Source organism: Actinomadura sp. NPDC048021 (assembly GCF_040653135.1).
GTDB lineage: Bacteria > Actinomycetota > Actinomycetes > Streptosporangiales > Streptosporangiaceae > Spirillospora > Spirillospora verrucosospora.
This window is the reverse complement of sequence record NZ_JBEZJQ010000006.1, coordinates 77,899-100,211: the sequence shown is the minus strand read 5'-3', so window position 1 is coordinate 100,211 and position 22,313 is coordinate 77,899. Positions and strand designations below refer to the sequence as shown.

The following is a 22,313-nucleotide window of genomic DNA, read 5'->3' as shown; positions in this document are numbered from 1 at the left end:
CATGCGACGACCGCTCCACGCCCTGGCCGGGCTGACGCTCGGCTCCGCCCTCCTCGTCACCGTCGTGCCGGCGTCCTCCGCGGCCGAGCGGAGGACGGGGCCGGAGGGCTACGCCGACGTGCTCGACCTGCACGGCGTCCCGTCCAACGCGCTGCCCGCCGAGGTCAACGAGGTCAACGTCTTCAGCGACCGCGGCGCGTGGCACGCCTACGCCCTGCCGCGGCCGGGGGACAAGGACGCGTACGGCGGGTTCTCCGGGCCGCTCTACATCGCCCAGGAGTACCCGTGGTGGCTGAGCAAGGCGTTCAGCCGGATCCGGCTGCGCGCGGACGGCCGGGACCTCGACCTCGGCGCCGCCGGCGCGCCCCGGCTCACCGCCCTCCCCGGGATGCTGCGCCAGGTCTACGACCTGCCGGGACTGCGGCTCACCCTCGAACTGCGCTTCGCCTCCGGGCACAGCGCGCTCGTCCGCGCCTCCATCGCCAACACCGGAAACGGCCCCCGGACGGTGGAGGTCGGCTGGAGCGGTTCGCTCCTGCGCCCGGACGACGAGCCGATGAGAAGCGCGCCGTCCCTGCACGCCACGGCGCGCGGCGTCGCGGTCGGCTTCGCCCGCGTCCGCGAGCAGTGGGACTACCTCACCGACGGGACCGAACGGTTCGAGGTGACCCACGCCGACCCCGTCCGCACCACCGTCGCCGGCGACTCCTACCGGACCGACCTGGCGCGCCCGCTGACCCTCGCGCCGCGCGGCTCGTCCGCGCTGACCTGGACCGAGACCTACACCTTCACCGCCGCCGAACGCGAGCGGGAGGCCGCGGCCGTCCGCGACCTGCTGCGCCGCCCCGGCAAGGCGATCGGCGACACCGACGCCCGCTGGCGCCGGTACGTCGCCGCCGTCACCGCCGACGTGCCCGCGGGACGGCGGCGGCTCGCGGTCAAGGCGCTCGAAACCCTCGTCACGAACTGGCGCGGCCCGGCCGGGAGGCTCGACCACGGCGGCATCACGCCGTCCATCTCCTACAAGTGGTTCACCGGCGGCTTCTGGGCCTGGGACACCTGGAAGCAGGCGGTCGGCGTGGCGGGCTTCGACCCGGCGCTCGCCCAGTCGCAGATCAGGTCGATGTTCGACCACCAGATCACCGCGGGTTCGCGTGACCGGCCGCAGGACGCCGGGATGATCCCCGACTGCCTCTTCTACAACGACCCCGCCCGCGGCGGCGGCAACTGGAACGAGCGCAACACCAAGCCGCCGCTGGCCGCCTGGGCGGTCTGGGAGACCTACCGGCGCAGCGGCGACGTCCGGTTCCTGCGCGAGATGTACCCGAAGCTGGTCGCCTACCACGACTGGTGGTACCGCACCCGGGACCACGACCACGACGGCCTCGCCGAGTACGGCGCGACCGTCGACCCGGCCAACGACACCCCGGAGGCCCGGCGGCAGGCCGCCGCCTGGGAGAGCGGCATGGACAACGCCCCGCGCTTCGACGCCGCGCTCGGCACCACCGCCGTCGAGAACCGGGACGCCGCCGGACGGGTCGTGGGCTACTCGCTGAACCAGGAGTCCGTCGACCTCAACTCCTACCTCGCCGCCGAGAAGGGCTACCTCGCGGCGATCGCGGAGCGCCTCGGCGACCGGGCGGCGTCCCGCCGCCTGACCGCCCAGGCGCGGACGCTCACCGCCGCGATCCGCACGGCGATGTACGACCCGGCGACCGGCTACTTCTACGACACCGACCTCGCGACGGGGCGGCGCCTCACCGACCGGGGCCGCGGCATCGAGGGGGCGATCCCGCTCTGGGCGGGCGTGGCGACCGGGCCCCAGGCGGCCGCCGTCCGCGGCAGGCTGACCGACCCGGAGGAGTTCGCCACCCCGATGCCGTTCGCGACGGTGGCGAAGAGCTCGCCGTACTTCGCCCCGGAGAAGTACTGGCGCGGCCCCGTCTGGCTCGACCAGGCGTACTTCTCCCTGGAGGGCCTGCGGAGGTACGGCTACCGCGCCGACGCGTCCGCCCTCGCCGACCGCCTGCGCGGCTCGGCGTCCGGCCTGCTCGGAGACGCGCCGATCATGGAGAACTACAACCCCCTGACGGGCGCCCCGCTGAACTCGACCAACTTCAGCTGGTCCGCCGCGTTGCTGCTGGCCCTGGACTGACGCCCGAGCGTCGCCGGCGCCCGGACGGCCCGGGTCGCGCGGGGCCGTTCAGGCGTCGGCGGCGCAGCGGAAACCGGTGTTGCCGGTGGTGGAGTCGGGTGTGTTGGAGGTGCGGGCGGCGACGCGGTAGCGGTTGCAGTAGGAGTCGTGGCAGAGGTACGAGCCGCCGCGCATGGCGCGGGTGTCGCCGTCCCGGGTGAAGGCGTCGGCGCACCATTCCCAGACGTTGCCGACGGTGTTGTAGAGCCCGTAGGCGTTGGGACGGTAGGCGTCGGCGGCGACGGTCCCGGGACGCCCCTCGTGCTGGTCGGGGAACCGGCCGCGCCAGATGTTGCACCGGTCCTGGCCGCGCGGGCGCAGTTCGTCGCCCCACGGGTAGGTGGCCTGATCGAGGCCGCCGCGCGCGGCGTACTCCCATTCGGCTTCGGTGGGGAGGCGCTTGCCCGCCCACGCGGCGTAGGCGGCGGCGTCGTTCCAGGAGACGTGGACGACAGGGTGTTTCCGGCGCTGCCGGACGTGGCTGCCCGGGCCTTCGGGGCGGTTCCAGGCGGCGCCCTCGATGCCGCGCCACCAGGGCGTCCCGGCCGGTGACGGAGCCGTGCGCGCCACGGCCGGGGGCAGAAGGCCCTGGAAGACGTAGGACCACCCGAAGCCCTCGGCCTCGGTCCGGTACCCGGTCTCCTTGACGAACTGGGAGAACTCGGCGTTGGTGACCGCGTGCGGGTCGATGCGGAACGGCTCCACGCGGACGTCGCGGACCGGCCCTTCGCCGTCCCGGGGGTTGGCGTGGACGTCCTCGTTGCCCATGCGGAAGGTGCCGCCGGGCAGCACGATCATGCGGTTGAGGCGCGGAGCGGCGCGAGGGGGCACGGCGGGCCGGGGGAGCCGCGCGGGCTGGGAGAGCCGCGCGGGCTGAGAGAGCTGTGCCGGCTGAGAGAGCTGTGCCGCCCGGCGTGAGGCGGCGCAGCAGGCGGGCATGTCGGCTGAGGTCATGGCTTCCGATGGAGGTGTGCGGGGGACGGGTCCGTCCCCCGCACACCCGGTTCAGGAGACGGTCAGGGTCAGCGGCGCTTCTACGGGCGCCTGGCCGGTCGGCCGGAGGGTGAGGGTGGCCGTGTAGGTGCCGGGGGCTGAGAACGTCCGGTTCGAGACGGCGGTGAACGCGGCGTTGCCGCGCATGTCCGGAATGCTGGCCGCACGGGACGTGGTGAGCGTGACGTCCTCCTGGACGCCGTCGCTCCAGGTGACGGTGCCGGTGAGGGCGCCGGCGGCGGGAGCGGTGACCGTCCAGGCGGCACCGGCGGGCGAGCCCGCCGGGACGGTCCTGTCGGAGCCGAGGGCGGCCGTCCGCCAGGGGACGCCCGCGGTCGGGAAGAAGTTGACGCCCTGGAGCGTCAGGCGTCCGCCGACCATGGCGAGGCGTCCGGTGAAGCCGGTGTAGTCACGCTGGGACTGCGGCGTCCAGCCGACCTCGGCGGTGGCGACCAGGCGCGGGTAGCTGTAGTACTGCGCCTGCGGGAGGCGCCGGATGAACTCGCCCCACAGGGCCGACTCCACTCCGAGGACGTCGCTCTCGGACGTGCCGGGGATGAAGGTTCCGGGGTCCCACCCGTAGTGCCGGTCCAGGCCGCACGGTCCGCCGCAGGCCCACGTGCCGCCCAGGGGCTGCCGGGAGTCCTGCTTCTGCGGGACGTAGGTGTTGGAGGCAGGGGAGAGGATCAGTTTGGCGCCCCTGCCCGTGACGGCGCCGGCCACGGCGGCCTTGTCGCCCGCCCAGTACTGGACGACCGCGTTGCCTCGCGGGAGCGCGGTCCGGGCGGTCTCGTTCCAGCCGACGACCGTCTTGCCCAGCCCGTCGACCTGGCCGGTGAAGGCGTCGACCATCGCCCGGTAGTCGGCGCCGCTCGTGCTGTGCGACTCGTCCCCGCCGATGTGCAGGTAGGGGCCGGGCGTCATGGCCGCGAGCTGGGTGAGGACCTGCTTGGTGAACTCGTAGGTGACCGGGTTGGCGGCGTCGAACGACGAGTACCCGACGTCGGGGGTGCCGTTGGCGGGGACGGTCGTCTCTCCCGGCTTCAGGGCCGGCTTGGATCCGGCGCTGTTGAGCTGCGGGATCGCGTGCAGGGCGGCGTTGGTGTGGCCCGGCATGTCGATCTCCGGGACGACGGTCATCCCGCTCGCCCCCGCGTACCGGACGATCTCGGCGTAGTCGGCCTTGGTGTAGAAGCCGGTGACGCCGGGTTCGGTGCCCATCTGCTGGCCGCTGGAGTTGCGGGTCATCGCGGTCGAACCCGAAACCGAGGTCAGCCTGCCGTAGTCGATCCCGGAGGGGTTCACCGCGGGGGCGTCCATCGCGATCCGCCAGCCCTGGTCGTCGCTCAGGTGCAGGTGCAGGCGGTTGATCTTGAACTGCGCGGCGGCGTCGATGTACTTCCTGACCTCGTCCACCGGGTAGAAGCTGCGGGCGACGTCGAGCATCATGCCGCGGTGCGCGAACCGCGGATAGTCGGTGATCTCGACGTGCGGCACCGTCCAGGCGGCGCGGGCCTTCGCGGGCGACTCGACCCACTGGGGGAAGAGCTGCCGGAGGGTCTGCACGCCGTTGAGGGCTCCGTTGGCGGTGGACGCCTCGATGACGACCTGCGCCGGGTTCGCGGTGAGGTCGTAGCCCTCCGGGCGGCCCGCGGGGCCGAGCCCGGGGCCGACCTTGACGACGATCGGGTTCCGGCCGGACCTCGCGGGCACGACCGGCAGCCGGTAACCGGTGGACGGCCGCAGCACCTTCGCCAGGTAGGCGGCGGGCGCCGCGGCCCCGCCGCCGACCGCCGCGATGGAGGTCGCCGGATCGAGCCGGTAGCCGGGGCCGTCGCTCGCTTCGACGGACACCGGCTTCGGCACCAGCCCGAGCGGGCCGGCGGCGGGACGGTCCCCGGCCGCGCCGGCCCGCGCGGGCGCGGCGGCGAGCGGGGACAGGGCGGCGGTGAGGACGGCCGCGAGCGAGGCGGCGACCGTGCGGCGGCGGGACAGGGGGACGCGTTGACGGGGCATGGGGGTGTGCCTCCTCAGGGGCGGCCCGGCCGGCCGGACGCCGGCCGGGTCCGGGGGTTACTTGCTGCCGGCGTTCGTGTAGAGGCTCGCGGTGTAGTAGGCGGCCGGGTCGGGGGAGGAGGGCAGCTTGCCCATTGCGACGAAGATGTCGGACAGGCCCTTGTACCAGCCGTTCACCGTCCCGTCCCCGGTCAGCCGGGTCAGCTCCGCCGAGCTGAAGGTCCTGGTGACGGCGGACGCGCCCTTGAACTGCGCGGGCGGCACCTTGACGAACGCGGCCGCCGTCGTCTCGGCCTCGGCCGTGTGGCCGTCCACCCAGTCGTTGGCCTGCTGGAGCACCTTGATGACCTTGCGGACGGTCGCCGGATCGTCCTTCACGACCTGGTTGCGGGCGACGAAGGAGCTCGGGAACGACATCGCCGGGAAGAAGTCGGCGTTCTTGGACAGCTCGACCAGCCCGGGAGTGCGCTTCTTGATGGTGTCGATGAGCGGGTACCAGATCGCGGCGGCGTCCACCTTGCCGGAGGAGAAGGCGGTGACCACCGTGCTCGGGTCCATCGGCACGCGCTTCACGTCCTTCGGGGTCATCCCCGCCTTCTTCAGCGCGAGCTGGAGGAGCATGTCGCCCGACGTCCCCTCGGGCACGGCGACCTTCTTGCCCCGGAGCCCGGCGACGCTCGTGATCCCCGACTCCGGGGTGGCGATGATCCGGTCGGCCTGGCCGAGCATGTTCACCGCGATGATCTTGGCCTTGCCGGACGCGGGCATCCAGGTGGCGCCCGGCCCGATGTAGCCGTAGTCGAGGTCGCCGGCGCCGAGCGCCTGAATCTGGAGCGGGCCGTTGGTGAAGACCTTCAGCCGGGGCTTGAGCCCGGCCTTCTCCCACAGGCCGAGCTTGTCGGCCGCGGCGAGGGTGGCCGCGCCCGAGAAGTCGGCGATGTAGCCGAACTTCACGGTCGTCTCGCCGTCGTGCTCGCCGCCGCAGGCGGCCGGCGGCAGCAGGAGGAGCGACGCGGCCAGCAGGCGCAGAGATCTCATGGTGCTGTCCCTTCGGGGGTCGGGGCGGGGGGCTGGTGGTAGACGGCCGTCCAGACCTCGCGGCGGAGCTCGTCGAACTCCGGCGACAGGCGGATCTCCTCGGTGCGGGGATAGGGCAGCCCGACGTCGACGACCTTGTGGATCCGGCCGGGGCGCGCGGCCATGACGACCACCCGCCCGGCCAGGTACACGGCCTCGTCCACGTCGTGGGTGATGAACATGACGGTGCGGCGCTCGCGGGTCCAGGTGTCGAGGAGCCCGTCCTGGAGCTGGACGCGGGTCAGCGCGTCCAGCGCGCCGAACGGCTCGTCCATCAGCAGCACCGACGGGTCGACGGCGTAGGCGCGGGCGATGGCGCACCGCTGCTTCATCCCGCCGGACAGGGTCTTCGGGAGCGCGTCGGCGAAGTCGGCCAGGCCGACCAGGTCGAGGTAGTGCTCGGCGGTCGCGCGGCGCTCCTTCTTCGACACTCCGGCGATCTTCAGCCCGAACTCGACGTTCTTGCGCGCGCTCATCCAGGGGAACAGCGCGTACTGCTGGAAGATGACGCCGCGCTCGGGGCCGGGGCCCGCGACCCGGGCGCCGTCCACCTCGACGGTCCCGGCGTCCGGTGCGAGCAGCCCGGCGGCGAGGTTCAGCAGGGTGCTCTTGCCGCAGCCGGACGGCCCGACGACGGTGACGAACTCGCCGTCGGCGATGTCCAGCGAGACGCGGTCCAGGGCGGTGAACGAGGCGAACCGGTGGGTGACGTCCCGGAAAGAGATCTTGGTCATCGGCGCTCCTGCCATCCGGTGAGCCGCCGCTCGGCGAGCAGCAGCAGGCGGTCCATCGCGAGCCCGGTGAGCCCGATCACGATCAGCGACACGAAGATGGTCGGGAGCTCGTAGTAGAGCTGCGCCTGCTGCATCCGGTAGCCGAGCCCGCCCTGCGAGGCGATCAGCTCGGCCGCCACGACCGTGGCCCAGGACGCCCCGAGCCCGATCCGCATGCCGACCAGGATGAACGGGGTCGAGGCCGGCACCACCACGTCGGTGAACAGGGTCCGGTCGCCGGCGCCGAGCACCCGCGCCGCGTTGATCAGCGTCCGGTCGACCGAGACCACGCCCTGGTAGGTCGACACGACGCAGGACAGGAACGCGGCCAGGAAGATCACGAAGACCTTCGGGGTCTCGTCGATGCCCATCAGCACCACCGCCAGCGGGATGATCGCCAGCGGCGGGATCATGCGGAAGAACTGGAGCCACGGCTCGAACAGCCCGCGCACCACCGGGTACCAGCCCATCGCGAACCCGACCGGGACCGAGAGCACGACGCCGAGGACGAAGCCGAGCAGCACCCGGCGCAGGCTGGCGAGCAGGTCGTCGAACAGCGTGCCGTCCCCGACCAGCTCCCCGGCGCGGCGCGCCACCGGGAGCGGGCCGGGGAACCCGTCGATCCCGCTCCTGGACAGCCCGACCCAGACCGCGAGGCCCAGCGCGGCCGAGGCGAGGGTCAGCGAGGCGGAGCGCAGGCGCCCCCGCCCCCGGCCGGCGGCGGCCATCACGCGACCTCGTCCGCGACGCCGTCGACGTCGGGCGCCCGACCGGCGCCGATGTCGGCCATGTAGCTCATCCAGGTGTAGGCGGGGTCGCCCCGGCGCAGCAGTTCCCTGTAGAGCCGGCCGGTCATGTCCCGCCGCACGTCCGCGTAGGCGGGCGCCGGGTACACGTTCCGCAGCTCGTGGGGGTCGTCCTCCAGGTCGTACAGCTCGTGGACGCTCTCGGGGTTGAACACGAGCTTGTGGCGGCGGTCGCGGATCATCCGCTGCGAGTAGGGGAAGTGGTGGCCGTGGAACTCGGCGACCACCTCGGGGCGCGGGTCGTCCTCCCCGCGGATGAGCGGCAGCAGGCTCCGGCCGTCGCAGGGGTCGCCTGGCGGCAGCCCGGCCAGGTCCAGGATCGTCGGGTGCAGGTCGATCAGCGTGGCGAACTCGTCGACCGCGCGGACGGGCGCGCCCGGCACCCGGATGATCCCGGGGATGCGGTAGATGTCCTCGTACATCGCCGGGCCCTTGTCGTTGAGCCGGTGCGCGCCGGTGAACTCGCCGTGGTCGGCGGTGAACACGACCGCCGTGTCGTCCCACAGGCCGCGCTCGCGGAGCCGGTCGAGGATCCGCCCGGCCTGCTCGTCGATCATCGTGACGTAGCCCCAGTAGACGGCGATCAGCTTGCGCCAGGCGTCGGCGTCGAAGTGGTCGGCCGACCAGTACTCGGCGTAGCGGCGCTGGACGTCGGGCTTGCCGGCGAACGTCTCGGCCATGGACGCGGGCAGCGGCACGTCCGCCGGGTCGTACAGGTCGTAGTAGGCGTCCGGGAGCAGATAGGGCAGGTGGGGGCCGTACCAGCTGCACGTCAGCGCGAACGGCCGCCCGTCGTCGGCGTACCGGTCGATCAGCTCGATCGTCCGGTCGGCGAGGAACCGCTCGACGGTCGCCTCGGCGGGCTGCTCCAGCCGCCCGGCGATCAGGTGGCCGCGCCCGGAGTCGTTGGGGGCCTTGCCGAAGACCGCGTCGCGCACCTTGAACGGCGGGTGCCCGTTGCCCTTGAGCCAGGCCTGGTAGGACGGGTGGTGGAACGGGTTCAGCGCCCCGGGCAGGTGCTCGCCGTCCATGCCGTAGTACTCGGGGCCGCGCTCGCGGCCGATGTGCCACTTGCCGACGTGGCCCACGTTGTAGCCCGCGCCCAGCAGCGGCCGGACGAGGGTGGGGAAGTCGTCGTCCACCTCGTCCTTGGCGCCGCCGTTGCGCTCGGGATTGACGAGCAGGCCGTGGCGGAACGGATGGGTGCCGGTGAACAGGGAGGCGCGGGCGGGGGTGCAGATCGCGGTCGGCGTGTAGAACCGGTCGAACCTGGTGCCCTCGGCCGCCAGCCCGTCCAGCGCGGGGGTGCGCACGACCGGGTTGCCGTAGCAGCCCAGCGTGTCGACCCGGTGCTGGTCGGTCATGAGGATCAGGACGTTGCGAGGGGGCACGGGACTCCGTTCATTAATTCCTGAGGGTTGACAGAAATAGGCGCTTTGTTGCGGGAGCGCAGGTCGGGCCGGGTCTACGGGTCCGCGGGCAGCGGGCCGGGCGGGAGGGGGTCCTGCTCCTTGAGGACCAGGGCGATCGCGCCCATCGCCGAAGCGGCGGGCCCGAGGTCGGCCGGGACGACGTCGAGCGCGCGCGGCTTGCCCGGCAGGGCGAGCTCGCCGATCGCCGACCTGATCGGATCGAGCACCAGGCCGCCGAGCGTGGCGAGGTCCCCGCCGACGACGACGCGCCGGGGGTCGAGCTGGGCCACGGTGCCCGCCAGGACCGTCCCCAGCGTGCGGGCCGCCTCGACGACCACCGCGGTCACCGCGGGCGTCCGGGACCGCGCGGCCTCCAGCAGGTCGTCGGTGCCCGTCAGCCGGACGCCCCGCGACGCGGCGGCCTCCAGCAGCGCCGGCACGCCGATCCGCCCCTCCAGGCAGCCGCGTCCGCCGCAGTGGCACCGCGGTCCCGCAGGATCGACCGAGACGTGGCCGACCTCGCCGGACGCCCCGTGCCCCCCGCGCAGCAGGCGCCCGCCGGAGATGAAGCCGCCCCCGACGCCGAACGCCCACCGCACGTAGACCACGTCGTCGGCCGAGCGCGCGGCGCCCCACGTCTGCTCGGCCAGTGCGGCGAGGCGAGCGTTGTTGTCCACCTCGACGCGGGTGCCGAAGGCGGCCTCCAGCCGTTCGGCGGCCCGCCGCCGGCGGGCGGGGCCGTCCATCGCCCCGACCAGGCCGATCCCGATGGCCTCCAGCGCGCGCAGCCCGATGCCGCGGTCGTCGCAGACCTTGCGGACCAGCGCGATGGCGAGGTCTGCCTGCTCGCTCTCGTCCGCGTCCGGCGCCGAGTCGTCCACCGCGGTGGCGACGACCTGCCGGGCGATGTTGGCGATCGCGACCCGGATCCGCCGCCGGCCGAGATCCACGCCGATCAGCAGCCCGGCGTCGGGGTTGAGGGAGACGCGGGTCGCCGGCCGCCCCCGGCCGCGGGGCCGGCCGTCGTCCTCGGCCCCCGACTCGATCACCGCGCCGCGCTCCATGAGCTCGGAGATGATGGCGAACAGCGTCGTGCGTGACAGGCCGGTGCGCTCGGTGAGCCGCGTCCGGCTCATCGGCCCCTCGCCGCGCAGCGCCGCCAGAACGGCGCCCTCATGGGCCTGCCGGAGCCGTTGCAGCGCGTCAGCCCGCTTCTCCATGCCGGGAAGCATGAACGATGCACCCGATTAATGTCAATGCTCCGGACGAAAACCTCCGTGTCGACGGCACCCGCATCCGGGCGGGCGTCGCCGGCCCCGGCCGGCCGCCCGTTCAGGGCCGGCGCGCGGTGATGATCCAGGCGCGCGAATCGAACCGGACACCGTCGCCGTCGAGGTGAGCTGAGAGCGTCTCGCGCAGGCGGGCGACCGCACGCGCCGAGGCGTCGGGGCCCAGCCGCCGGAGCGCCTCGCTCGTGGAGGTGAAACCGCGGACCCAGCCGAGGGCGGCGTCCACGTCCGGCCCGTAGTAGACGGGTTCGTGGACGTCGGTGAAGGCGATGTCGGCGAAGCCCGCAGCGCTGAGAATCCGCTCGGCGGTCTCCGGGTCGCCGAGAGAGAACGCGTCCGGTCCGGAGGGAGCGGCGGCCTCCGCTTGCCCGGCCCCGGCGAGGGCCTGGCGGATGGCGACCTCCCATTCGTTGCGTTCGGCGGGCTGCCACACCATCATCACCAGGCGCCCGGCCGGCCGCAGCCCCCGCCCGACGTTGGCGAACGCCGCGACCGGGTCGTCGAAGAACATCGTGCCGAACCTGCTGATCGCCAGGTCGAAGCGCTCGGGCGGGAAGGGGTGGACCTGCGCGTCGGCGCGCTCGAAGGAGACGTTGCCGACGCCCTCGGCCCGCGCCAGCTCCCGGGCGCGCTCGATGGCGGGCGCGGAGACGTCGACCCCGAACGCGCTGCCCGCCCGGGCCGCGCGCGCGGCCTGCCGGGTCGTGTGCCCGGAACCGCATCCGATGTCGAGGACGTGGTCGTCGTGCCGGACGGCGGCCGCCCGGCGCAGGATCCGGTCGTGCAGCCGCAGTTCGGCGTCGTAGTCGGTGGGGCCCGTCCCGTGGTCCTTCGCGGAGTTTCGCACGGCAGTCTCCTTACCACGGCCGGACCGGCCGCGGTCAGCCCTTGTGGGGGATCTGCTGCACGGTCCCTCCGTCGATGACGAACTCGGCTCCGGTGGCGAAGGACGACTCGTCGCTGGCGAGGAAGACGACGAAGGAGGCGACGTCCTCCGGCAGGCCGGGGCGTCCGAGGGGGATCGGGACCATGTCGTCCGGGATGCCTTCGGTGAGCGGCGTCCGGATCAGGCCGGGGTGCAGCGAGTTGACCCGGACGCCGTGCGGGGCGAGCTCCACGGCGACCGACTTGGTCAGGCCCCGCAGCCCCCACTTCGAGGCCACGTAGCCGTGCGCCCAGGAGGTGCCGCGCAGGCCCTCGATGGAGGAGTTGTTGATGATCGACCCGCCTCCGGCGGCGATCAGCGCGTCGGCGGCCGCGCGGATGCCGAGGAACGGGCCGGTGAGGTTGACGTCGATGATCTGCCGCCACTTCTCCGGCCTGAACCGGTTGACGGCCGCGCCGTTGGCGATCCCCGCGTTGTTGAACAGCACGTTCAGCGCGCCGAACTCGGCGACGGTGGTCGCGACGGCCGCCGCCCAGTCGTCCTCGCTGGTCACGTCGAGGTGCACGTAGCGTCCCGCGTCGCCCAGCTCGTCCGCGACCGCCCTGCCCTCGTCGTCGAGGACGTCGCCGATGACGACCCTGGCGCCCTCGGCGGCCAGGGCCCAGGCGCTCGCCGCGCCGATGCCGCGGGCCCCGCCGCTGATCAGAGCGGTCTTCCCGTCCACACGTCCCATGGTCGCCGTCCCTATCTGCCGGTGCCCCGGTCGGTCAGCGCCGCGGCGAAGACGCCGCGGGCGGTGGTGAAAGGCAGGTCGAGCGGCGTCCGCAGCCCCGGCGGCGCCGCGACGACGTCGGGGATCGCGTTGACGATCCGCCCGGCGCCCGCGGCGATCGCGGCGTAGTTGTGGTCCCCCCTGGCGCTGGTCGGGCAGACGTCGACGCGGTAGGAGGGCTCCCCGACGATCTCGACCCGGTAGGAGCCGCCGTCCTGCGCCGGCTGCGGCCAGTCCGGCCGCAGGTCGCCGCGCAGCCGGGTCGTGTGGTCGATGACGAGGACCTCCCTGCCGCCGGCGACGCCGCTGATCTGGAACCGGACGGCCGCCATCCCGCCGGCCGGGATGTGCCCGGCGGCCACGTCGAACGCCTCCGGCGCCGGCTCCTGCTCGAACCACTCGGTGATCTCGTCGAGCTCGAAGCCGAACCCCCGGGCCAGCATCCGGAGGCTGACGCCCCACGACGCGGCCAGCATCCCCGGGCGCAGGATCTTCGGCAGGTCCCCGACGGGTCGTCCGAAGCCCATGAAGTCGAACATGACCGGACCGCCGTCGTAGGTCGCGTAGTCGGCGATCTCCGAGCAGCGCACCTGCTCCACCCGCTGGCAGGTGCTCGCGATCGCGAAGGGCAGCAGGTCGTTCACCCAGCCGGGGTCCACTCCGGTGGTGAAGAGGCTCGTCCCGCCCGCCCGGCAGGCGTCCTCGACGGGACGGATCATGCGTTCCGGCAGCAGCCCCCAGGGGTAGATCAGCGGCACCGGAGAGGAGGCGACCACGTTGCTGCCCGCGGCGAGGATCGTCCCGATGTCGGCGAGGGCGCCGGGCAGCCGGGTCTCGCCGATCGCGCAGTAGACGGTGCAGTCGGGCCGCGCGGCGAGCGCCGCCTCCAGGTCCGCGGTGGCCGCGACCCCGGTGACCACGTCGAGCCCGGCGAGCTCGCCGGCGTCGCGCCCGACCTTCGCGGGGTTCGAGACGACCAGTCCGGCCAGCTCGAAGCGGGGGTCCTCGATCAGCTGCCCCAGGGCGATGCGGCCGACGTTGCCGGTGGCCACGTGCAGGACGCGGAGGGCCATGGTGCTCCTCGACGGGAGGGGACGGTCGATAGAACGCGTTACCGGGCGCCGTGGGGACGGACGCTTCCGGCGTTCACCGCGCCGCGCCGGTCAGCTGCTGGACACATGTCCAGCATAGGTCGAGGCTCGATCTCGTCGCAATGCCCGGCGGATGCAGCGGGCATCCGGACAGGTGTCCGGACAGGCTTCCAGTTTCATTGGAACACGTTCTACTATGGTGCCGGGCGCTCCGGAGCCGCGCCCGGCGTGGGACCGCGGCGCCGGCACCTCCCCGCCGCCTCGGTCGCAGGTGGACGGGACCGCCGAGGCAAGGAGAACCGCAGATGGCCGACCCGCCGGCGACGCCTCCGAGCCGGTACGCGGGCCTGACCCGCGGAGAGCTCGCGGTCGTCGTGCCGGAGCTGCTCCTGATCGGGCAGCTCATCGACCGCTCCGGGATGGCGTGGTGCATCTCCGCGTTCGGCAGGGAGGAGATGGCGCGGATCGCGATCGAGGAGTGGGCGGCGTCGAGCCCGATCTACACCAGGCGGATGCAGCGAGCCCTGGGCTACGCCCCCGAGGTGCCGGGCGAGGGCGACGTCCCGACCATCTTCAAGGGCCTCCAGCTCGACATCGGCGCCCCGCCGCAGTTCATGGACTTCCGCTACACCGTCCACGACCGGTGGCACGGCGAGTTCCACCTCGACCACTGCGGCGCCCTGATGGACGTGGAGCCGATGGGCGACGACTACGTCCGCTCCATGTGCCACGACATCGAGGACCCCACCTTCGACGCCACCGCGGTCGCGACCAACCCCAAGGCCCAGGTGCGGCCGATCCACCGGCCGCCGCGCCGTCCCGCCGACCGGCACCCCCACTGCGCGTGGACGGTGGTCATCGACGAGTCCCACCCCGACGCCGAGGGCATCCCCCTGCTCGCCGACAACGAGCGCTCCCGCGCCGCGACCCTCGAACTCGCACCGATCGACCCGTCCGACGACGGGCTCGCCGACTACTCCGGGCCCCTGCTCTCCGACCTCGACTTCGCCGCCTTCTCCCGCTCCGCGCTGGCACGGATCGCCGACGAGGTCTGCCTCCAGATGCACCTGCTCAACCGGGCCTTCACCCTCTCCGTGGCCCGGCGGGCCGCCGACGCCGGCGAACTGCTCCGCATCCGCCGCAAGCAGCTCGTCGGCATCGCCGGCGTCGCCGCCGAGCGGCTCGCCCGCGCCCTGGACCCGCCGCGCGACGCGGAGGGAGCGGCCCGCCTTCTCGCGGTGCACCCCCTCCTCAACCCCTCGGCCTACGTCGACGCCGGCATCGAGGGCGCGAACATCGTCGTCCGCCCGTCTCCCGCGCATGAGGACGGCGCCTGGATCTCCCTCTGCGGACCCGGATGGACGACCGCGCTCCAGGCCGTCGTCCGCGCCGTGGACCCCCGCCTCGACGTCGAGGCGCACGGTTCCGGCGACGGGGAATGGCGGCTGACCGTCGTCCGCCGCGACGACCCGGCCCCGGAGCCCGACGAGGTGGCCGTCGTCCGCTTCAGCACCGGCGCCGCCTTCGCCTTCCGACCGCGGCGCTCCCTGCCGATCACCCCTGTGTGACGGCGCCGGCGCGCAGGGCGGGGGCCAGCCACCGGTGCAGGACGGCGCGGACCTGCGCCTCGTCCCTCGGCGGCTCGCTCGGGTGCTGCAGCAGCGAGGTCAGCAGGCGCATGACGATCTCGGCGAGGCCGTCGAGCTCGTCCTCGCCGACACCGGCGGCCGCCCAGTCGACGGGGAAGCGCTGCAGCATCTCGGCGCCGTAGGCGATGGCGTCGGCGGTGGTGGCCCCGCGGCCGAAGGCGGCGGAGTCGTCGAGCTGGAGCAGCAGGCTCAGCCGCGGCTCGTTCGGGATGGTCCGCACACAGAAGATCATGCCCTCGACCACGGCCTCGGCCGGGTCGCCGATGCCCTGGAGGTGGGCGATCATCCGGTCGACGAACGACTCGGCGCCCTGGGCCGCGACCTCGCCGATGATGTCGCTGATGCGGCCGAAGTGGCGGTAGACGGTCTGGCGGGTCACCCCGAGCTCGTTCGCGACGTCGGACAGCGTCGTCTTCGCGACGCCGTGCCTGTCGATGCAGCGGACGGTCGCGTCGACGATGCGCTGCCGGGCCTCGGCCTCCGACGCGGGAGGCCGGCCTCCCCAGCCGTGGTGCCCCATGGGCCTCAGGATCGCACAGGTCCCGCCGCCCCCCGTGCCACGCTCGCGCGGAGCGCGGCCGCGATGATCCCGGCGGCGGCGACCGAGCACAGCGCGGCGTACCAGAGGCTGCCGATCGGCGTGCCCTGTTCGGTGACGCCGCCGGACGAGGCGAGGTACGCGGGCAGCGCGATGAGCCAGAAGACGACGTGGACGCCGAGGTACAGCACCGGATAGGTCCTCGCGAACAGCGGCGACACCGCCGGGACGGCCGTCCCGGCGCGCCGCGCCCGCCAGGCGTCGGCGAGCAGGAGGAGGCCGGCGACCCAGACCGCGGCGAGCTCGGCGCCGAGGATCGCCCGCTGGACCCCGAGGCGGCCCTCGAAGGCGCCGCTGGGGGCGCTCACGACGATCATCGCCAGGGGCGTCACGGCCCCGGCGACCAGCGTGCGCCGACCGATCCGCGGGCCGGTGAGGGCGCCGCGGCCGTCCCGTCCACCGGTCAGGCGGACGACGAGGTAGGTCATGGCCCCGAAGGAGACCGAGGCGAAGAGCAGCATGCTGTTCATCGGCACCGAGGCGAGCGCCGGCTGGTTGATCTTCTCGTTCGCCTCGTTCCACGCCCACCACCTCAGCTGCGGGCCGAGCTGGTCGAAGACCTCGTAGAAGACCTGGCACGCGAACGCGACCGCCACCGAGCCGGCCAGCGGCCCGCGCCGTGCGAAGACGCCGAGCACCCGGACGAGCTCGTAGGCGAGCTGCGAGATCGCGGGATAGAACGCCACGATGTACAGCGGCAGCCGGTCGTACATGAACTGCACGGTGAACACGTTGTGGGAGAAGATGAACCCGACGTGGTCCTGCAGACCGAACCAGCCGGGAAAGTACAGCGGCGGCTCGATCACGGCCAGGTAGACGACCGAGGCGAACCACAGCGAGATGTTGACCGGATCGCCGTCGCGCCGCCACCGCCGCCACGCGTGCACCAGGGCGAACACCGCGCCGCCGACGATGAGCAGTTCGAGCACGGCCATGGTGCCGTCGGCCAGGTCGAACGGGTTGCGGAAGCTCACCACGGCATCGGCGCCGTGGCAGGAGAAACCGAGTTCCCCGGCGACGCGCTCGGCCGCCGGATCGCAGGTGGGACCCATGAGCCGCCTCCCGGCGTCAGGTGCCGACAAGGTCGTCGCCGCGGGCCGGGGAGGCGCCGCGGGGGCCGGTGTAACCGGTGAAGTCGATGCCGGGCGGATCCCTCCGGTCGTCGAACCCGTGGGGCACGACGGTGCGGCCGAGCCGTTTCCGCAGCTCGTAGCGCACGACGCCGAACCAGAACCGCGGATCGGCGGCCATCTGCCGGAGCGACCTGTCGAGGTTGAACACCTGCGCGAACGTCCGCTCGACGTAGGCGTCCTCGCGGCTCGCGGCGGTGATGGCGTTGAAGACGGGCCAGCTCAGGCGCGCGGTGAGCCTGCGGCGCCAGGCGGCGGCGACCTCGGTCCCGGTCGCGAAGTCGTACGCCTGGTCACGGGCCATCGCCAGCATCCAGGGCACCTGGAGCGACCTCCTCTGCCCGCGCAGGAACTCGCGCATGAACGCGAGGTCGACGGCGTCGCGCCTGCGCAGCACCTCGTCGAGGATGAGAGCGGAACGGGCGGCGGAGCTCATCCCCTGGGCGTAGAAGGGGTTGAAGGCGCAGATCGAGTCACCGACGCACACCAGCCCGATCGGGGGCGTCCTGAGCAGGTCGTACCGGCGCCACTTGTTACCGGTCGAACGGGTCAGATGCACCCCGGAGGTCGGAGTGCAGGCACGGGCCGCCTGCGCGAACACCGGTGTCCGCACACGGTCCAGCGCGTCCTCGAACGCCTCCACCCTGCGCGGCATCTCGATGCCCCACGACCCCATGCACACGATGGCGCGCTCGCCCTCGATGGGGAAGAAGTTGCTGAGGAACTCGTGCTCGGCAGGGTGGTCGCCGCCGTCCTGGGTCGGGGTGATGACCAGGTGCTTCCACCACCACGTCTCCGGACGCCGCCCCGCCGGGGGCAGGTCGTACCAGCGCGAGGTGTAGGTGACCTTGGCGTCGAGCGTCTTCTCCGGAGGCGCGGGCCACCCGGCGGCGCCGAGCCAGTCCACGACCGAGGAGCCGCGACCGAGCGCGTCGACGACCAGGTCGGCGGCCAGATGACCGTCGCCGTACTCGACCCCCACGACGCGACCGCCCGCGGAGCGGAGCCCGGTGACGGTCACGCCCTCGCGGATCTCGATGGCCGGCAGCTCGCGGACCTTGTCGCGCAGGACCCGCTCGATCAGCACACGGGAGCTGTACACCATCGTCATCGAGCCGGACTTGCGCGGCGCCCAGCCGTCGTTCTCGCAGTAGGCCGCGTCCATCGACGGCATGAGGTGCATCCCGCCCGCCGCGATGAGCGCCTCCTCGAACCCGGGGAAGATCTCTCCGATCGCCCGCCGGCCGGAGTTGAGAAGGAAGTGCGGGTGCTTGCTCTGCGGGACGCCCCGCCGGTGCTCGGCCTCCGGCGGCAGCCGGTCCCGCTCCAGCACGACCACCCTCGCGAAGTGCCGGGCGAGCACCCCCGCGGCGCACAGCCCCGCCACACTCCCGCCGAGCACCACGGCCGTCCCGCGCGGCATCCCGCCACCACCCATCCATTCATACACACAACGAGTGAATGTATGATTAACCCAGGCCGAGCCGCCGCGCAAGGGCGAGGCCCTGACGAACCAGCCCCCGCCAGCCGCTGCTACCCCCTCCGGCGCCGCACTGCCCCCGAGGCGTGCAGGTAGCCATAAAAATGGAAATCTGCACCCTAAGGCTGATAAAAACACCATTCGGCGGCCGAGAGAGAATCTACTGGTTCGTAATGTCCGGCCTACTGAAATGATCTCCTCTGGCGGGTGAAACTGGTGCTCGCAAACAGAAGGAGGGGTGTATGCGAAAAACCGCTTGTCTCGTCATGGCGGTCGTCGCGTCAGGGGTGCTGACGGCGGCTCCGTCCGCCGAGGCCGCCCGCCGCGAGAACGTCACCAAGACCTTCGACGTCACCTTCGCGAAGCAGTGGGACTCCAAGAGGTTCTCCCAGAACGCGGGCACTGACACCTTCAAGTGGCAGTGCCTCGGCGTCCCCGGCGAGCCCTACTACTTCGAGATCTACAAGTACGACACCATCGTCAGCCCGCCGAGAAGGGTCCTCGACAAGGACTACAAGTGCAAGATAAAGGACGACGAGGGGAAACCGCTCATCATCACCGAGAGCGTGCAACTCGAATACGGCGTCTACACGCTCCGGTTCAGTAAGCCGCCGGGCCCCGACGGCATCCATGTCAAGGGCACGGGCACCTACCCGAAGCAGACCGACTGATCACCGCATTCCGGCGGTACGCCGCGTCCCGGCGTGCCGCCGGGACGCGGCGGCGTTCCCTCAGGCCGGTGCGCCGGCGCTGAAGGGCGGCTCGGGAGGGTCGGCGCCTTCGCCGCCGCCCGCGACCCTCACCTCCCAGGAGGGCTCCGCCGCATCGTCGAGGTGGAGCCACACGTACACGGCGGGGTAGGGCTTGCCCACCGGATCGAGAGGCGGGTCGGTGGCGGCGGAGGCGAGGCGCTGGGCCAAGATGCCGGCGTATCTCGTGGCGAACTGCTGACGGAGGCCGACCTGCACCACGGTCGTCGCCCGGTCGCCCTGCCAGACGGTGAGTTGGTCGCCGGTCACCCCGATGCTGGTGATGGTGTCCGAACGGATGAGGTGGATGTCTTCGGTCACCAGCCAGACCACTGGAGAACTCGTGAACGCGTCAGGCTCCATAGCAGCGGAGCCTAGAGGCGCTCCACGCATCCGAAAAGGTGTGCGGCGCTCCGATACGCGTGCGGACACGTGGCTCCCGGCCCCGTGACGAGCGGTGTGGCCGCTCTCCTGTGCGGCACTAGCGCGGATGTCCCCTTTCGCCAGTATTGTGTGCGGGCTCGCGACTCGACCTGGGGGCCGGATGGGAACGTCAGCAGAGCCGGAGGCGGACTCGGGGGTGCGGCGCTGGCTGCTCCAGGGGCTGCACCGCCCGGGGCACAAGCCGGGGCCGCACAAGAAGCAGCCGCACCACGAGGACGCGCCGCACAAGCAGCACGCCTGGTGGCAGGTCATGTGCCTGACCGGCGTCGACTATTTCTCCACGCTGGGCTACCAGCCGGGCATCGCCGCCCTGGCGGCCGGGGCGCTGAGCCCGATCGCCACCCTGCTGCTGGTGGCGCTGACCCTGTTCGGGGCGCTGCCCGTCTACCGGTCGGTGGCGGGGCAGAGCCCGCACGGGCTGGGGTCGCTGTCGATGCTGGAGCGGCTGCTGCCCGGCTGGCGCGGCAAGCTCCTGGTGCTGTTCCTGCTCGGCTTCGTCGCCACCGCGTTCATCGTGACGATCACGCTGTCGGCCGCCGACGCCACCGCCCACCTCCTGCACAACCCGTTCGCCCCGGACGCGGTCGCGGGCTGGCAGATCCCGGTCACGCTGGTGCTGATCGCGGCGCTGGGCGCGGTCTTCATGGTCGGGTTCAGCGAGGCGATCTCGATCGCGGTCGTCCTGGTCGCGGTGTACCTGGTGCTGAACGTCGTGGTGGTGGGGACGGCCCTGGTCGAGGTGGCGTCCGACCCGGGGCTGGTCACCGACTGGAGGCACGCGCTGACCGCCGACCACTCCAACCCGATGGTGATGGTCGCCGTCGCGCTGTTCGTGATGCCCAAGCTCGCCCTCGGGCTGTCCGGGTTCGAGACCGGCGTGGCCGTGATGCCACTGGTCAAGGGCGACCTGGACCGGCGGATCCAGGGCGCGCGCAAGCTGCTGACCACGGCCGCGGTCATCATGAGCGTCTTCCTGATCACCTCCAGCTTCGCCACCAGCGTGCTGATCCCCGAGAAGGAGTTCGAGGAGGGCGGGAAGGCCAACGGCCGGGCGCTGGCCTACCTCGCGCACGAGCACCTCGGGGAGTGGTTCGGCAGCGCCTACGACCTCAGCACGGTCGCGATCCTGTGGTTCGCCGGCGCCTCCGCCATGGCCGGGCTGATCAACATCGTCCCCCGCTACCTGCCGCGCTACGGGATGGCCCCCGACTGGACCCGCGCCACCCGCCCGATGGTCCTGATCTTCACTCTCGTCTCGTTCGCCATCACCCTGCTGTTCGGAGCGCAGGTCGAGGCGCAGGGCGGCGCCTACGCCACCGGCGTCCTCGCGCTGATCCTGTCCGCCGCGGTCGCCGCGACGCTGGCGTCCTGGAAGCGCGGACGCCGCCGCGCCTCCGCCGCCTTCGGCGCCGTCACCCTGGTCTTCACCTACGCCACCGTCGCCAACATCATCGAACGCCCCGACGGCCTGGTGATCGCCGTCGTGTTCTGCGTCGCGATCGTCGTCACCTCGCTGATCTCCCGCGCCACACGCTCCACCGAACTGCGCATCACCGACGTCGAGTTCGACGAGAAGGCCCGCGAGCTGCTCGACCGGTCAGGCGAACTGCGGATCATCGCCAACGAGCCCGACGAACGCGACCGCCAGGAGTACCTGGACAAGGCGCGGGAAGCCTGGGAACTGCACCGGCTCCGCGCCGAGGAGGGGCTGCTGTTCCTCGAACTCACCGTCTCGGACGCGTCGGAGTTCGAGTCCACCGTGCGCGTCACCGGCGAGGAGCGGCACGGCTACCGCGTCCTGAGCACCGAGGGCCCGAGCATCCCCAACGCGATCGCGGCGATCCTGCTCCACATCCAGCACGAGACGGGCAAGCAGCCGCACGTCTACTTCCACTGGGCCGAGGGCAACCCGATCGGCGCCCTGCTCCGCTACCTGGTGTTCGGCGGCGGCGACGTCCCACCCATGACCCGCGAGATCCTCCGCCAGGCCGAACCCGACATCGAACGCCGCCCCATCGTCCACGTCGGCTGACGTCTGGGCCCCGTGGCTATCGCCAGAGGTAGTCATAGCGGGCCGGCGCCGGAGCGACCTGGACTCGCCCGTCCCTGACCTGCCATTCGATCTGGTGCCCCTCCTCGTGGAAGACGAGGAAGAGCCCGCAGACCCGGTCGCCGTCCGCGTCGGCGGCGGGGAGGGCCGCGATCTGCCGGACCTGGTCGAGAACATCGTCGGAACCGGAGGAGCGAACCGCGCGGGCGTAGCACGCCGCGTCGAGCCAGCCGCCTTCCGGAAACACCCACCCCGCAGGGTCCCCGTGGCGGATGATGCGCTCGGCCTCAGTCCTCTGCCCGTGAAACTCCAGCCACCCGCGTATATAGACCCAAGCGCTCATACCGCCATGATGCCGAGGACACCTCCATGAGCAGATCGGAGTCCCGTGAGCTGGTTGCCTCCCGAGGAGTACGTCCGGACGCTTCCGAACGCCACCATGTACGCCGCCCTGTACTTCACCGACGTCGACGGTGATCCCCTCCTCCTGCGCTCAGCGCTGGGCGTGGAGACCTGGCAGTTCCCCGGCGGCAACGTCGAGCACGGCGACCCCACTCCGTTCGCCACGGCCGTCCGGGAGTGCAGGGAGGAAACCGGCATCGAGTTCGACGGACCGCCCGTCCTCCTTCTGACGCACTTCCTCCCACCCCACCCGGGATGGCCCTGCGCGAAGATCGGGTTCGTCTTCGACGGCGGAACGCTCACGGACGCCGAACTCGGCCAGATCGTCCTGGACCCGTCCGAGCACACCGAGTGTCTCGTGCAACCGCTCGGCGCATGGAAGGCGACGATGAGCCCGCGCTCGTTCGCCCGCGTCGCCGCCGTCCACGAGGCCAGAAGCAGTAGATCCGCGAAGCTCCTCTGCGAACCCCACCCGACGGCCCCGTAACTCCGCTCGAACGAT

20 protein-coding genes are annotated in these 22,313 nt (G+C 72.4%); 5 read left to right on the top strand and 15 right to left on the bottom strand.

Annotated features, from left to right (window positions below):
- The first annotated feature begins 1 nt into the window (after window position 1).
- The gene (locus AB0C87_RS12255) at window positions 2-2,155 is read left to right on the top strand and encodes a trehalase family glycosidase (protein ID WP_360577401.1); all 2,154 of its coding nucleotides are present in this window, start codon (window positions 2-4) and stop codon (window positions 2,153-2,155) included.
- Window positions 2,156-2,203: 48 nt separating this feature from the next.
- On the opposite strand, the gene AB0C87_RS12250 is transcribed toward AB0C87_RS12255, so the two are convergent.
- The 10 genes from AB0C87_RS12250 to AB0C87_RS12205 all read right to left on the bottom strand — a co-directional run bounded on the left by AB0C87_RS12250 (window position 2,204) and on the right by AB0C87_RS12205 (window position 13,291).
- A complete protein-coding gene (locus tag AB0C87_RS12250; RefSeq protein WP_360577400.1) occupies window positions 2,204-2,992 on the bottom strand; it encodes a formylglycine-generating enzyme family protein in 789 nt (262 codons plus the stop codon).
- A gap of 207 nt (window positions 2,993-3,199) precedes the next feature.
- The gene (locus AB0C87_RS12245) at window positions 3,200-5,203 is read right to left on the bottom strand and encodes a family 20 glycosylhydrolase (protein WP_360577398.1); all 2,004 of its coding nucleotides are present in this window, start codon (window positions 5,201-5,203) and stop codon (window positions 3,200-3,202) included.
- 57 nt (window positions 5,204-5,260) lie between these two features.
- Window positions 5,261-6,241, bottom strand: coding sequence for an aliphatic sulfonate ABC transporter substrate-binding protein (locus tag AB0C87_RS12240; protein WP_360577396.1), 981 nt, complete (start codon window positions 6,239-6,241; stop codon window positions 5,261-5,263).
- Window positions 6,238-7,014, bottom strand: coding sequence for an ABC transporter ATP-binding protein (locus tag AB0C87_RS12235; protein WP_345180935.1), 777 nt, complete (start codon window positions 7,012-7,014; stop codon window positions 6,238-6,240). Before AB0C87_RS12235 ends, AB0C87_RS12240 begins: the two co-directional genes overlap by 4 nt.
- On the bottom strand, window positions 7,011-7,781 hold the full coding sequence (locus AB0C87_RS12230; protein ID WP_360577394.1) for an ABC transporter permease: 771 nt from the start codon (window positions 7,779-7,781) through the stop codon (window positions 7,011-7,013). The genes AB0C87_RS12235 and AB0C87_RS12230 overlap by 4 nt, the downstream gene beginning before the upstream one ends.
- Window positions 7,781-9,250, bottom strand: coding sequence for a sulfatase-like hydrolase/transferase (locus tag AB0C87_RS12225; RefSeq protein WP_360577392.1), 1,470 nt, complete (start codon window positions 9,248-9,250; stop codon window positions 7,781-7,783). Before AB0C87_RS12225 ends, AB0C87_RS12230 begins: the two co-directional genes overlap by 1 nt.
- A gap of 74 nt (window positions 9,251-9,324) precedes the next feature.
- The gene (locus AB0C87_RS12220) at window positions 9,325-10,491 is read right to left on the bottom strand and encodes an ROK family protein (protein ID WP_353832524.1); all 1,167 of its coding nucleotides are present in this window, start codon (window positions 10,489-10,491) and stop codon (window positions 9,325-9,327) included.
- Window positions 10,492-10,603: 112 nt separating this feature from the next.
- Entirely contained in the window at window positions 10,604-11,407 is an 804-nt protein-coding gene (locus AB0C87_RS12215; RefSeq protein ID WP_360577391.1) for a class I SAM-dependent methyltransferase, read from the bottom strand.
- Between the two features lie 34 nt (window positions 11,408-11,441).
- The gene (locus AB0C87_RS12210) at window positions 11,442-12,179 is read right to left on the bottom strand and encodes a glucose 1-dehydrogenase (protein ID WP_360577389.1); all 738 of its coding nucleotides are present in this window, start codon (window positions 12,177-12,179) and stop codon (window positions 11,442-11,444) included.
- An 11-nt stretch (window positions 12,180-12,190) separates the two neighbouring features.
- Window positions 12,191-13,291 carry a dihydrodipicolinate reductase gene (locus AB0C87_RS12205; RefSeq protein WP_345180924.1) on the bottom strand — a complete coding sequence of 367 codons (1,101 nt, stop codon included), beginning with the start codon at window positions 13,289-13,291 and terminating at the stop codon, window positions 12,191-12,193.
- Between the two features lie 323 nt (window positions 13,292-13,614).
- Between AB0C87_RS12205 and AB0C87_RS12200 the strand changes: the two genes are divergently transcribed.
- A complete protein-coding gene (locus AB0C87_RS12200) occupies window positions 13,615-14,877 on the top strand; it encodes a hypothetical protein (protein ID WP_345180921.1) in 1,263 nt (420 codons plus the stop codon).
- Here AB0C87_RS12200 and AB0C87_RS12195 read toward each other — a convergent pair.
- The 3 genes from AB0C87_RS12195 to AB0C87_RS12185 are packed head-to-tail and all read right to left on the bottom strand — an operon-like array spanning window position 14,864 to window position 18,109.
- Window positions 14,864-15,478 carry a TetR/AcrR family transcriptional regulator gene (locus tag AB0C87_RS12195; protein WP_345180920.1) on the bottom strand — a complete coding sequence of 205 codons (615 nt, stop codon included), beginning with the start codon at window positions 15,476-15,478 and terminating at the stop codon, window positions 14,864-14,866. The two genes, AB0C87_RS12200 and AB0C87_RS12195, sit on opposite strands and share 14 nt — an antisense overlap.
- A gap of 5 nt (window positions 15,479-15,483) precedes the next feature.
- Window positions 15,484-16,608: a hypothetical protein gene (locus tag AB0C87_RS12190; RefSeq protein WP_360577386.1), complete on the bottom strand. Its 1,125-nt coding sequence runs from the start codon at window positions 16,606-16,608 to the stop codon at window positions 15,484-15,486.
- Window positions 16,609-16,624: 16 nt separating this feature from the next.
- Entirely contained in the window at window positions 16,625-18,109 is a 1,485-nt protein-coding gene (locus AB0C87_RS12185; protein ID WP_360577384.1) for a hypothetical protein, read from the bottom strand.
- A gap of 299 nt (window positions 18,110-18,408) precedes the next feature.
- Here AB0C87_RS12185 and AB0C87_RS12180 point away from each other — a divergent pair, with 299 nt between their 5' ends.
- Window positions 18,409-18,837, top strand: coding sequence for a hypothetical protein (locus AB0C87_RS12180; RefSeq protein WP_353832517.1), 429 nt, complete (start codon window positions 18,409-18,411; stop codon window positions 18,835-18,837).
- Between the two features lie 60 nt (window positions 18,838-18,897).
- On the opposite strand, the gene AB0C87_RS12175 is transcribed toward AB0C87_RS12180, so the two are convergent.
- A complete protein-coding gene (locus AB0C87_RS12175) occupies window positions 18,898-19,278 on the bottom strand; it encodes a hypothetical protein (RefSeq protein ID WP_353832516.1) in 381 nt (126 codons plus the stop codon).
- A gap of 181 nt (window positions 19,279-19,459) precedes the next feature.
- On the opposite strand from AB0C87_RS12175, the gene AB0C87_RS12170 reads away from it, so the two are divergent.
- The gene (locus AB0C87_RS12170; RefSeq protein WP_345180910.1) at window positions 19,460-21,391 is read left to right on the top strand and encodes an amino acid transporter; all 1,932 of its coding nucleotides are present in this window, start codon (window positions 19,460-19,462) and stop codon (window positions 21,389-21,391) included.
- Window positions 21,392-21,407: 16 nt separating this feature from the next.
- Here the strand turns inward: AB0C87_RS12170 and AB0C87_RS12165 are convergent, their stop codons facing one another.
- A complete protein-coding gene (locus tag AB0C87_RS12165; protein ID WP_360577382.1) occupies window positions 21,408-21,752 on the bottom strand; it encodes a hypothetical protein in 345 nt (114 codons plus the stop codon).
- 45 nt (window positions 21,753-21,797) lie between these two features.
- Between AB0C87_RS12165 and AB0C87_RS12160 the strand changes: the two genes are divergently transcribed.
- Window positions 21,798-22,298: an NUDIX hydrolase gene (locus tag AB0C87_RS12160; protein WP_360577380.1), complete on the top strand. Its 501-nt coding sequence runs from the start codon at window positions 21,798-21,800 to the stop codon at window positions 22,296-22,298.
- Window positions 22,299-22,313: the final 15 nt, after the last annotated feature.